Here is a 12241-nt window from a genome sequence, read left to right on the forward strand (position 1 = left end):
GCATGACGCGGTTGGACCGTGGCGCGGTCATGGCGTTCAGAAGCCGAACAACAGTTTGCCCAGCGCGAACACCGGCAGCGCCGCGAGCTGGCTGTCGATGCGGTCGAGCACGCCGCCGTGGCCGGGGATCAGGTGGCTGGAATCCTTGGCCCCGACGTGGCGCTTGAGCAGGCTCTCGAACAGGTCGCCGACCACCGAGAACAGGATGGTCCACAGCGCGACGATGGCGACGTACGGCAACTGGCCGAGAGTGGCGCCGGCGAACGGCGCGGCGCCCACCGCCAGTGCCATGCCCGCGACCACCCCGCCGAACAGGCCCTCGATGGTCTTGTTCGGGCTGATCCGCGGCGCGAGCTTGTTGCGACCGAAGGCACGGCCGGCGAAATAGGCGCCGGTGTCGGCGGCCCAGACGATCGCCAGTGCCAGCAGCAGCCAGCGGTGGCCGCCGGGGATGCCCGTGGTCACCGGCGGCGCGCCGACCTGGCCGGCGTGGATCAGCACCAGCGCGCACCAGGCCGGGATGATGCTGAGCGTCGCCGCCGCCAGCTTGAACATGCGGGCGTGGGTGTCGTGGTCGGAGGCGAATTCGTAGCGGCGCAGCCACAGCAGCGCCAGCAGCCACCAGATCCCGCCCAGCAGCACGGTGATCTTGAACAGGATGAACGAGCCACCGCTGTTCGAGCGCGAGGCCCAGACCAGCGCGACCATCACCAGCAGGTTCACCAGCACCAGCACGCCGCGGGCGATCGGATCCTCGATCTCGGTCAGCCGCAGCCACTCCCACAGCCCGATCAGGAAGGCGGCGGCGGCGAGCAGCGCCAGCCACGGCGTGGGCAGCAGCAGCACCGCGGCGATCGCCAGCGGGGCCATGACCAGCGCGGCCAGGAGGCGGGTCCGGGTCATGCGTCGGTCCTGTCGGGAAGGGAAGAGGGCGGCACGGCCGCGTCGGGGGCGACCTGGGCGCTGGTCAGGCCGAACCGGCGCTCGCGGCCGCCGAAATCGGCCAGGGCGCGGTCCAGCGTGGCCTCGTCGAGGTCTGGCCACAGCAGGTCGGTGAACCACAGTTCGGTGTAGGCCAGCTGCCACAGCAGGAAATTGCTGATGCGGTGGTCGCCGCCGGTGCGGATGAACAGGTCCGGCGGCGGCAGGTCGGCCAGCGCCATGTGCCGGCCGACCGCGGCCTCGTCGATGTCGGCGACGGCCAGCCGGCCGGCCGCGACTTCGGCGGCGATGGCGCGCGCGGCATGGGCGATGTCCTGGCGGCCGCCGTAGCTGGCGGCGACGGTGAGGTGCAGGGCGTCGTTGCCGGCGGTGCGGGCCTCGGCCTCAGTCATCCGCGCCAGGATGTCCGGCGCGAAGCGCTCGCGTTCGCCGATGAAGCGCAGGCGCACGCCGCGGCGGTGCAGTTCCTCGACCTCGCGCTCCAGCGCGTTGAAGAACAGCTTCATCAGCGCGCCGACCTCGTCCTGCGGGCGGCCCCAGTTCTCGCTGGAGAACGCGAACAGGGTCAGCGCCGCGACGCCGCGGCGCAGGCACCAGTCGATGCACAGGTTCACCGCCCGGGCGCCGGCACGATGGCCCAGCACGCGCGGACGGTGGCGACGCTCGGCCCAGCGGCCGTTGCCGTCCATGATGACGGCGAGATGGCGCGGGACGCCGGGCTGCGGCGGCGGAGACATGCCGGCAGGCCTCAGACGGCCATCAGTTCCTGTTCTTTCGCCTTGACGACCTCATCCACGTCCTTGATGGCCTTGTCGGTCAACTGCTGGATGTCCTGCTCGCTGCGGCGCTCCTCGTCTTCCGTGATCTTCTTGTCCTTCAGCAGTTCCTTGACGTGCTGGTTGGCGTCGCGGCGGATGTTGCGGATCGCGACCTTGGTGTCCTCGCCCTCGGCGTGCACGTGCTTGGACAGCTCGCGGCGGCGCTCCTCGGTGAGCGGCGGCAGGTTGATGCGGATCACGGTGCCGGCGGTATTCGGGGTCAGGCCCAGGTCGGAGGCGTAGATCGCCTTCTCGACCGCCGCGACCATCTGCTTCTCCCACGGGGTGATCGTGAGCGAGCGGGCGTCGGCGACCGCGATGCTGGCCACCTGCGACAGCGGCATGTCCGAGCCGTAGTAGTTCACCTTGAGGTGCTCGACCAGCGACGGCGAAGCGCGGCCGGTGCGGACCTTCGTCAGGCCGTGGCGCAGGGATTCCACGCTTTTCGCCATGCGGGCCTGCGTGTCTTTCTTGATGTCGTTGAGCATGCCGGTTCCTGGTATCGGTCTGGTGGTGGCCGCGCGGGACGCCTGGTGCGGCCGGAACGCCAAGACCGGCGATTATATGCGATGCCGCCCGGGCGCCGGTTCGGTGCGGGCCGGACCGGGTGCGGTCAGGCCGGGCGGGCGGGCGCCGCGTCACCGTGGGGTGCCCGGCCGCCGCAGTCGTGGCCGCAGCGCGTGCCGTGCTCGATCTGCAGGGTCGGGTGATTGATGCCGAAACGCTCGTCCAGCGACTGGTGCAGCGTGTCGAGGAAGGCGTCGTGGTCGTCCGCGGCGGCCCGGACCAGATGCGCGGTCATCGCGATCTCGCCCGCGCCCAGCGACCAGATGTGCAGGTGGTGCACGGCGCTGACCCCCGGCTGCGCGGCGAGGAAGGCTTCGACCTCGGCCTGCTCCAGCCCGCGCGGCACGGCGTCCATCGCGGCGTCGAACGCATCGCGCAGAAGGCGGAACGAGCCGACCGCCACCACCACCGCGACCAGCGCCGCGGTCGCCGGATCCAGCCAGCGCCAGTCCAGCCACAGCATGCCGGCGCCGGCCAGCACCGCGGCCAGCGACACCGCTGCATCGGCCATCAGATGCAGGAAGGCGCCGCGGCGGTTGAGGTCGTGCGCGTGCGCATGCCCGCCGTGCACGAACCATGCCGCGCCCAGGTTCACCACGATGCCGATCGCTGCCACCACCATCACCGGCACGCCGGGGATTTCCGGCGGCGCGGCGAAGCGGCGCAGCGCCTCCCAGCCCAGCGCGCCGCTGAAGCCCACCAGCAGCAGCGCGTTGCCCAGCGGCGAGAGCAGGGTGGCGCGGCGCCAGCCGTAGGTGTGGCGGGCCGTCGGCGCGCGCCGGGCCATGACCATGGCGCCCCAGGCCAGCGCCAGCCCCAGCACGTCGCCGAGGTTGTGCACGGCGTCGGACAGCAGGGCCAGCGAATCGGTGGCGAAGCCGTAGCCGGCTTCCAGCGCGGTGTAGGCGAGGTTGATCAGCGTCGCGAACGCGAACGCGCGGGTGCCCGAGGCGATCCCGTGCGTGTGCCCGCCCGGGCCGTGCGCATGGTCGTGGTCGCGGTGGCGATCCTCGTGGCCGTGGCCATGCGGATGATCGTCGTCGTGGCCATGTGCATGGCCATGGTCGTGGGCGTCGTGGCCGTCGTGGGCGTGCGGGAACGTCATGTCGGAATTTTCACATGCACGCCGAAACGGACACTATCCGCCCCGGCGCCATGGCTCACTTGACCCCGTGCATCATCCGCCGCAGCAGCGGCGAGGCCGCGAACGCGACCACCGCACAACCGATCCCCATCCACATCAGCAGCCAGAACAGGTCGGCGTACTTCGCGCCGGCCACGGCCATGTCGATGGCGGTGCCCTCCGGCACGTCCAGCGCCGCCAGCTTGCCCAGCAGCGCGGCCAGCGTTTCCGAGAACGCCGTCGCCAGGAACCACGTGCCCATCATCAGGCTGACCACGCGCGGCACCGACAACTGCGTCACCGCCGACAGCCCGACCGGCTGCAGGCACATCTCGCCGATCTCCAGGATCAGGTAGGCCAGCACCAGCCACCACACCGTGGCCATCTGCCCGCTCGCGCCGGCCTGCTGCGCCGCCAGCGCCAGCGGCACGAAGCTCAGGCCGCCGAACAGCAGCCCGAAGGCGGATTTCGTCGGCTTCGACGGATCGAGGCCGCGCTTGTCCAGCCACGTCCAGATCACCGAGAACAGCGGCGCCAGCAGCACGATGAACAGCGCGCCGAGGTAGGTGAGCGAGCCCGCGGTCTGCGGCAGCACCAGCGCGTCGCGCAGCAGGAACACCAGCATCAGCAGCATCGCCGCGCCGAACAGCCACTTCGGCGCGGTCGAGTCCGCGTTGCGGTCCGACAGCGACGCCGACACCATGAACGCCAGCGGCGCCATCAGCAGCGAAATGATCGACCACGGTGCGCTGCCGACGAACGTCGCCAGGTCGGAGCCGAACCCGCCGCTCCAGTCCAGCGCCGGGGTCGGCTGCACCAGCTGCGGCACGATGTCCTTGGTCAGCATGCGCTCGGTGAACGTCACCCACGAACCGTAGGTCTGCTCGTACAGCGTGTAGAACACCAGCGCGGCGAAGATCAGCGCCATCATCGCGCCCATGCGTTGCGCCTCGACGCGCGAGCAGTGGCGGGTGACGAACCAGACGTACCAGAAGCCCACCAGCAGGAACACCACCGACATCAGGATCAGCGCGAGCGTCGATTCCTCGATGAAGAACGCCAGCACGCCGGTATTGGCCGACAGCCAGATCGTGCCGAGTCCGAGCAACGCGAACGCCGCCATCGACGGCGCATAGGCGAGCATCGGCTTCGGCGCGGCGTCGTCGCGGCGCGCGGACTGCCACATCGACCAGACGATGCCGGCCAGCGCCATCACCACGATGCCGAAGGTCCAGCGCACGAGGTCCGGGCCGAGCTTGATGCGGGTCACGGCCTCCATCAGCCACGCCACCCCGAACACCGCGGCCAGCGCGACCGCGTAGATGCCGAATTCGCGGCCCTTCGCCAGCGGCGCCGGCGGTTCGCCGATGCCGCGCAGGTACTTGCGGCCCCACAGGAACTGCACCAGCCCCAGCACCATGCCGATGCCCGCGGCACCGAAGCCGTAGCTCCAGCCGAAGGTCTGGCCGAGGTAGCCGCAGACGATCGACGCGAACAGCGCGCCGAGGTTGATGCCGGCGACGAACAGCGAGAAGCCGGAGTCGCGGCGCGGATCGTCCTCGCGGTACAGCCGGCCGACGATCGTCGACACGTTCGGTTTGAGGAAGCCCACGCCCATGATGATGAGCGCCAGCGACAGGTACATCGCGCGCAGCGCGCCGTCGTCGCGGGTGACGACGCCGTTCGCGACCGTGGCGGCATGGCCCTCGATGCTCATGCCCGCATGGCCCAGCACCAGCAGCAGGCCGCCGAAGATCACCGCCCGGCGCATGCCGAGGAAGCGATCGGCGAGCATGCCGCCGAACACCGGCACGCAGTAGACCAGGCCGCCGTAGGCGCCGAGCAGGTCCAGGCCCGCGCGGTCGCCGAACTTGTGGTGCTGCAGCAGGAACAGCAGCAGCAGCGCCTTCATGCCGTAGAAGGAGAACCGCTCCCACATCTCGGTGAAGAAGCAGACGTAGACGCCCTTGGGATGCCCGAACAGCTCGTCGGAGGACGGCACGGCGGCGGTAGCGGCGGTGGACGACAAGGCGGACTCCGGGGCGTGCGGGCGACGGGGGAGTATAGCCCCGGGCCCGCGGCCGTCCGGTTGGCCTGCGGACCCCGCGCCCCTGCCTTTCGGGCTATGCCGGTCCGGGGCGTCCGGCCTACCATCGCGTGTTGACCTCACCCAGGACGCCTTCGATGTCCCCGACCCGCCTTTCCCTCTGTCTCGCGCTGGCGCTGGCGCCGTTGGCCGCCCACGCCGCCACCGGTTCCGCCGAGCCCGCCCGCGGTTTCCAGCCGCGCGACATGGCCACGCTCGATCGCTATTCATCGCCGACGCTCTCGCCCGACGGCCGCCTGCTGGTGTTCGCCAAGCGCGTCGTCGATTTCGACGCCAACAAGGGCAGCACCGGGCTGTGGATCGAGAATCTCGTCGCGCGCGACGCGGCGCCGCCGAAGCGGCTCACGCCCGAAGGCTGGAACGTCAATTCGCCGGCGTTCTCCAATGACGGCAAGACCGTCTACTTCCTCAGCGCCAAGTCGGGCAGCCAGCAGCTGTATGCCATTCCCGCCGCCGGCGGCATGCCGAAGCAGGTCACCGACCTGCCGCTGGACGTCGGCACGTACAAGTTCTCGCCCGACGGCATGCAGGTCGCGCTCGGTCTGGAGACTTATCCCGACTGCGCCGGCGACCTCGACTGCACGAAGCAGAAGGCGGACGCCGCCGGCAAGCGCAAGACCACCGGCGTGGTGTTCGACCGCATGTTCATCCGCCACTGGGATGCGTGGAACGAAGGCAAGCTCAACCGCCTCTTCGTCGCGCCGCTGGGCGACGCGACGATCAAGACGGCGACGCTGGTCGGCGCCGACGTGATCGGCGACGTGCCGTCGAAGCCGTTCGGGGGCGACGACGAGTTCACCTGGTCGCCCGACGGCAAGTCGCTGGTGCTGTCGGCGCGCAAGGCCGATCGCACCGAGCCGTGGAGCACCAACTTCGACCTGTATCTCGTGTCGGCCGACGGCAAGGGCGCGGCGCGCAACCTGACCGAAGCGAACAAGGCCTGGGACACCGGCCCGGTGTTCTCCGCCGACGGCAAGATGCTGTACTACCGCGCGATGGCGCGGCCCGGCTTCGAGGCCGACCGCTTCGCGCTGATGGCGATGGACCTGGCGTCGGGCAAGACCCGCGAGATCGCGTCGAAGTGGGACGCGTCCGCGGACGGCATCACGTTGTCGGCCGACGGTCAGTCGATCTACACCACCGCGCAGGAACTCGGCCGCCACCCGCTGTTCTCGGTGTCGCTGAAGAACGGCGAAGTGACTTCGATCTGGAAGGACGGTTCGGTGTCGTCGTTCGCGCTGGCCGGCGGCACGCTGGCGATCGCGTCGAACTCGCTCAAGAGCGGCGACACGATCCGCACCACCACCGCCGACGGCAAGGCCAAACCGCGCGCGATCACGCCGACTGCCGGCGAGATGCTGCCGGCGGTGCGTTTCGGCGACTACGAGCAGTTCGCCTTCCCGGGCTGGAACGACGAGACCGTGCACGGCTACGTGGTCAAGCCGTGGAACTACGAAGCCGGCAAGAAGTATCCGGTCGCGTTCCTCATCCACGGCGGCCCGCAGGGCAGCTTCGGCGACGGCTGGAGCTATCGCTGGAATCCGCAGACCTACGCGGGCCAGGGCTACGCGGTGGTGATGATCGATTTCCACGGTTCGACCGGCTACGGCCAGAAGTTCACCGACGCGATCAGCCAGCACTGGGGCGACCGCCCGCTGGAAGACCTGCAGAAGGGCTGGGATGCGGCGCTGAAGAAGTACGCGTTCCTCGACGGCGGCCGCGCCTGTGCGCTCGGTGCCAGCTACGGCGGCTTCATGGTCAACTGGATCGCCGGCAACTGGAATTCGCCGTGGAAATGCCTGGTCAGCCACGACGGCGTGTTCGACCAGCGCATGATGGGCTATGCCACCGAGGAACTGTGGTTCACCGAGTGGGAGCAGGGCGGCACGCCGTTCGAGGTCGCGCAGAACTACGAGAAGTTCAACCCGGTCGACCACGTGTCGAAGTGGAAGGTGCCGATGCTGGTCATCCATGGCCAGCAGGATTTCCGCATCCCGGTGGAGCAGGGCATCGGCGTGTTCACCGCGCTGCAGCGCCAGGGCATCGAGTCGAAGTTCCTGTATTTCCCCGACGAGAACCACTGGGTGCTGAAGCCGCAGAACAGCGTGCAGTGGCACGAGACGGTCAACGGCTGGCTGAAGCAGCACATCGGCAACTGAGGTCGTCTCCGTTCCGCACGTGCGAAGCCCCGGCCATGCCGGGGCTTCGTCGTTTCAGGCGTCGCGCAAGGCGCTCACTCCGGCGGCCGGCGATACGCCGAGCGTCGCACCATCCATTCCGACAGCAGCAGCGCGCCGAACGCCAGCGCCAGCGACACCGCGGCGAGTCGCAGCATGCCGTCGCCGCCGTCGGGGCGTTCGATCAGCGTGTACATCGCCAGCGCGATCGTGCGCGTCTCGCCGGGGATGTTCGACACGAAGCTGATGGTCGCGCCGAATTCGCCCAGCGCCTTCGCGAACGCGAGGCTCATGCCGGCGACGATGCCGGGCAGGCTCAGCGGCAGCGTCACCTGCCGGAACGCCGCCCACGGCCGCGCGCCGAGGCCCGACGCGGCCTCGTGCACTTCGCGCGGGATCGCTTCCATCGACAGCCGGATCGCGCGCACGAACAGCGGGAACGCCATCACCGCGGCGGCGATCACCGCGCCGGTCCAGCGGAAGGCGAACGTGAGGCCGAACCACGCGTACAGCCAGTGCCCGATCGCGCCCTGCCGGCCCAGCAGCACCAGCAGCACGTAGCCGGTCAGCACCGGCGGCATCAGCAGCGGCAGGTGGATCAGGGCGTCGAGCAATGCCTTGCCGCGGAAGCGCCCGCGCGCCAGCACGTGCGCCGCGAGCAGCGCGAACGGCAGCGACACCGCGACCGCCAGCGCCGCCACGCGCAGGCTCAGAAAAATCGCCGAGGTTTCCTCCGGCGCGAACACGTCAGGGCGCGGTGAAGCCGGCGCGCGCGAACGCGGCCTGCGCCTCGCGCCCGCGCAGGTACGCGAGGAAGCCAGCGCTGCGGCGCGCGTCGGCGGCGCGCACGCGCGCGGCCGGGTAGACGATGCGCGGATGCGTGCGCGCGGGGAACGTCGCGACGACGCGCACGCGCGGCTCGGCCCGTGCATCCGTGGCATAGACGATGCCCAGCGGCGCTTCGCCGCGGGCGACGAAGGCCAGCGCGCCGCGCACGTTGTCGCTCTCGGCGAGATGCGCGGAGACCGTCGTCCACAGGTTCAGCGCAGTCAGCGCCGCGCGGCCGTAGCGACCGGCCGGAACCGTGGTCGTTTCCGCCATCGCGATGCGGCCATTGCCGAGCGCTGCCGCCAGCCCGCGTTGCGTCAGCGCGACCGTGCGCGGGCCGCCGTCCACCGGCGCGATCAGCACCAGCCGGTTGCCGACGAGGTCGAAGCGCGTCGCCGGATCGATCGTGCCCTGCGCCTGCAGCGTGTCCATCCACTGTTCGTCGGCGGAGACGAAGACATCGGCCGGCGCGCCCTGCGCGATCTGCTTCGCCAGCGCGGCGCTTCCGGCGTAGCTGATCTTCACCGGCTGCCCGCTGCGTTTGGTCCATGCAGTGGCGACGTCGTCCAGGCTGCCCTGCAGGCTGGCGGCGGCGAAGACGAGGATGGGTTCGGGCGCGGGCTTCGCGGGTGCGGCGATGGCCTGCGCGGCGAACAACGCGGCGCCGAGCAGCGCGAACGACGACAGCAGGAGGGCGATCAGGCGAGGCATGCGGATCGGTGGCGGGGCGGGCGGTCCAGCCTACACCAGCGGTGCGATCGTCCGCGCCTCAGCAGCAGCGCGACGCCCCGCGGCCGTAACGCGCCTGCACGCGATCGGCGAAGAACGCCTCGCGGGTCATCGGCGTGCGTTCCGGATGGCGCCGGCGCAGATGCGCGACGTACAGGTCGTAGTCCGGCACGCCCACGATCAGCCGGCCGGTCTGCACCAGCCAGCGCCACGTCGCCCGCAGCCCGTCAGCGAACGGCGTCGAACGCGACATAGGGCGTCTCCTGCACGCTCGGCTGCGCCTGCCGGCGTGCGGCCAGTGCGGCGCGCAGGCCCAGCAGCACCATCAGCACGACCACGCTCATGAACAGCACGCACAGCGCCGCGTCGAGCTGGTTGTTGAACACGATCCGGTGCATGTCCTGCATCGACTTCGCCGGTGCGATCACGTCGCCGGTCGCCAGCGCGTCGCCGTACTTGCGTGCGTTGGCGAGGAAGCCGATCTTCGGGTCGTCGTGGAACAGCTTCTGCCAGCCCGCGGTCATCGTGCAGACCAGCAGCCACGTCGTCGGCAGCAGCGCCACCCACAGGAATTTCTCGCGCTTCATCTTCACCAGCGCCACGCAGACGAAGATCATCGCCATGCCGGCGAGCATCTGGTTGGCGATGCCGAACAGCGGCCACAGCGTGTTGATGCCGCCCAGCGGATCGGCCACGCCCTGGTAGAGGAACCAGCCCCAGCCGGCGACCGCCAGCCCGGTGCAGACGAGGTTCGCGGTCCAGCTCTCGGTGCGGCGGAACGGCGGGTAGGCCACGCCGATCACTTCCTGGATCATGAAGCGCGCCACGCGCGTGCCGGCGTCGATCGTGGTGAGGATGAACAGCGCTTCGAACAGGATCGCGTAGTGGTACCAGAACGCCAGCATGCCGTCGCCGCCGAACAGCCCGTGCAGGATCTGCGCCATGCCCACCGCCAGCGTCGGGGCGCCGCCGGCGCGCGAAAGCACCGTGGTTTCGCCGATCTCGCGCGCGGCCGCGGTCAGCGCGTCGGGCGTGATCGTGAAGCCCCAGGCCGAGATCGCCTGCGCCGCCGATTCGGGCGTGGTGCCGATCAGCGCCGCCGGCGCGTTCAACGCGAAGTACAGGCCCGGATCGAGCACGCAGGCGGCGATCAGCGCCATCACCGCCACGAACGATTCCATCAGCATGCCGCCGTAGCCGATCAGACGCGCGTCGCGCTCGTTCTCCAGCATCTTCGGCGTGGTGCCGCTGCTGATCAGCGCGTGGAACCCGGAGATCGCGCCGCAGGCGATCGTGATGAACAGGAACGGGAAGAGCTTGCCCGCGAAAACCGGGCCGGTGCCGTCGGCGAAGCGGGTGACTGCCGGCATGCGCAGGTCGGGGAGGGCGACGCAGATCGCCACTGCCAGCAGCACGACGGTGCCGATCTTCAGGAAGGTGCTGAGGTAGTCGCGCGGCGCCAGCAGCAGCCACACCGGCAGCACCGCCGCGACGAAGCCGTAGCCGATCAGCATCCACGCCAGTGCCTTGCCGTCGAAGGTGAACAGCGCCGCCCACTCCGGCGACGCCGCGACGCGGCCGCCCAGCCAGATCGACAGCAGCAGCAGCGCGAGGCCGATCAGCGACACCTCGAGGATGCGGCCCGGCCGCAGCCAGCGCAGCCACACGCCCATCAGCAGCGCGATCGGGATGGTCGCCGCCACCGTGAACGTGCCCCACGGGCTGGTCGCCAGCGCCTTCACCACCACCAGGCCCAGCACCGCGAGCAGGATCACCATGATCGCGAGGATGCCGACCATCGCCACCAGCCCGGCGGCGTGGCCCAGTTCGCTGCGGATCATGTCGCCCAGCGAGCGGCCGTCGCGGCGCACCGACAGGAACAGCACCAGGAAGTCCTGCACCGCGCCGGCCAGCACCACGCCGAACAGGATCCACAGCATCCCCGGCAGGTAGCCCATCTGCGCCGCCAGCACCGGGCCCACCAGCGGGCCCGCGCCGGCGATCGCCGCGAAATGGTGGCCGAACAGCACGCGCTTGTCGGTCGGCACGTAGTCGAGGCCGTCGTTGCGTCGCCAGGCCGGCGTGGCCCGGGTCGGGTCCAGCCGCAGCGCGTGCTCGGCGATGTACTTCGAGTAGAACCGGTAGCCGATCGCGAACACCGACAGCGCCGCCGCCAGGATCCAGAACGCACTGATCGTCTCCCCGCGCGACAGCGCGACCGTCCCCAGCGCGAACGCGCCGAACACCGAGACTGCGCCCCAGCCCACCATTTTCATCGCCGTCATCGTCGAGCTCCCGCTTTGGTGTCGTGCCCGGCCCTCGCGACCGTGCGCGCAGGGTGTCGCCGAACCGGCCCGCGGTCAATGCGCGGTGCGGCAAGGCGTGCGGGGATGGGGATCGATCGGGGGGGGGCAGACAAAGACCCGGGCGCCGTTGCACGGCAGCCCGGGCGGCAATGCATGTGGATCAGCGCGGACCCATGATCAGGGGACGCGAGGAGTCCAGCACGACGCCGTCGTAGAGGAACCACACCTGGAGCGGGCTGTAGTACACCGGGCCACTACCGTAGTCGATGGCGACCTTGAAACCCACGGCGCTCTGTGGGCACGCACCTGCCGCCACGACATCCGGACGGTTCTGCAGTTGGAGGAGGTGGAATACGGGCGGGATGACCACCTGGTTGAGCACTGCGGCCCTGACTGACAGGCCACGCAAGTCGAAGCTGCCACCCGGGTTGGTGCAGGCCCAGCCCTGCGCCTCGACGCGGTAACCGGTGAAGGGGGCGCAAGTGGCGCGTCCCTGCGGACACTTGTCGACGAAGGTGTCGACCACGCCGCGTGCGGGTGCTGCCGGGTCCCATGCGAACGCGGGGGCGCTCGCCAGCAGTGCCGTTGCGAACAGAAGGGCAAGAGTCTTTCTCATGTGGATCTCCTTGGTGGTGGATGGATGG

Annotated in this window: 11 protein-coding genes; 1 reads left to right on the forward strand and 10 read right to left on the reverse strand. The window is 70.1% G+C overall.

Annotated features, from left to right (window positions below; all coding sequences use genetic code 11):
* Positions 1 to 36: 36 nt before the first annotated feature.
* The 5 genes from ACT53Q_RS16230 to ACT53Q_RS16250 all read right to left on the reverse strand — a co-directional run bounded on the left by ACT53Q_RS16230 (position 37) and on the right by ACT53Q_RS16250 (position 5479).
* Positions 37 to 903, reverse strand: coding sequence for a phosphatidate cytidylyltransferase (locus tag ACT53Q_RS16230; protein ID WP_476187693.1), 867 nt, complete (start codon positions 901 to 903; stop codon positions 37 to 39).
* Complete coding sequence (gene uppS, locus ACT53Q_RS16235; protein ID WP_476187694.1) at positions 900 to 1679, reverse strand: polyprenyl diphosphate synthase; 780 nt, start codon at positions 1677 to 1679, stop codon at positions 900 to 902. The genes ACT53Q_RS16230 and uppS overlap by 4 nt, the downstream gene beginning before the upstream one ends.
* Before the next feature lie 11 nt (positions 1680 to 1690).
* The gene (frr, locus tag ACT53Q_RS16240; protein ID WP_476187695.1) at positions 1691 to 2248 is read right to left on the reverse strand and encodes a ribosome recycling factor; all 558 of its coding nucleotides are present in this window, start codon (positions 2246 to 2248) and stop codon (positions 1691 to 1693) included.
* A 125-nt stretch (positions 2249 to 2373) separates the two neighbouring features.
* Positions 2374 to 3432 carry a cation diffusion facilitator family transporter gene (locus tag ACT53Q_RS16245; RefSeq protein WP_476187696.1) on the reverse strand — a complete coding sequence of 353 codons (1059 nt, stop codon included), beginning with the start codon at positions 3430 to 3432 and terminating at the stop codon, positions 2374 to 2376.
* A gap of 55 nt (positions 3433 to 3487) precedes the next feature.
* Entirely contained in the window at positions 3488 to 5479 is a 1992-nt protein-coding gene (locus ACT53Q_RS16250; protein ID WP_476187697.1) for a peptide MFS transporter, read from the reverse strand.
* Between the two features lie 155 nt (positions 5480 to 5634).
* On the opposite strand from ACT53Q_RS16250, the gene ACT53Q_RS16255 reads away from it, so the two are divergent.
* Positions 5635 to 7716, forward strand: coding sequence for a S9 family peptidase (locus ACT53Q_RS16255; protein WP_476187698.1), 2082 nt, complete (start codon positions 5635 to 5637; stop codon positions 7714 to 7716).
* Positions 7717 to 7790: 74 nt separating this feature from the next.
* Here ACT53Q_RS16255 and modB read toward each other — a convergent pair whose 3' ends face one another.
* From modB to ACT53Q_RS16280, 5 genes are all read right to left on the reverse strand, one after another.
* The gene (modB, locus tag ACT53Q_RS16260) at positions 7791 to 8480 is read right to left on the reverse strand and encodes a molybdate ABC transporter permease subunit (protein WP_476187699.1); all 690 of its coding nucleotides are present in this window, start codon (positions 8478 to 8480) and stop codon (positions 7791 to 7793) included.
* Position 8481: 1 nt separating this feature from the next.
* Positions 8482 to 9273: a molybdate ABC transporter substrate-binding protein gene (modA, locus tag ACT53Q_RS16265; RefSeq protein WP_476187700.1), complete on the reverse strand. Its 792-nt coding sequence runs from the start codon at positions 9271 to 9273 to the stop codon at positions 8482 to 8484.
* Between the two features lie 58 nt (positions 9274 to 9331).
* Positions 9332 to 9544, reverse strand: coding sequence for a YbdD/YjiX family protein (locus tag ACT53Q_RS16270; RefSeq protein ID WP_476187701.1), 213 nt, complete (start codon positions 9542 to 9544; stop codon positions 9332 to 9334).
* Positions 9519 to 11576, reverse strand: a complete 2058-nt coding sequence (locus ACT53Q_RS16275) for a carbon starvation CstA family protein (RefSeq protein WP_476187702.1) — start codon at positions 11574 to 11576, stop codon at positions 9519 to 9521. Before ACT53Q_RS16275 ends, ACT53Q_RS16270 begins: the two co-directional genes overlap by 26 nt.
* Positions 11577 to 11757: 181 nt before the next feature.
* Positions 11758 to 12213 (reverse strand): hypothetical protein, encoded by a 456-nt coding sequence (locus ACT53Q_RS16280; protein ID WP_476187703.1) that lies wholly within the window; start codon positions 12211 to 12213, stop codon positions 11758 to 11760.
* Between the last annotated feature and the right edge of the window lie 28 nt (positions 12214 to 12241).

The sequence above is a fragment of the Lysobacter sp. DMC97 genome, assembly GCF_056313745.1.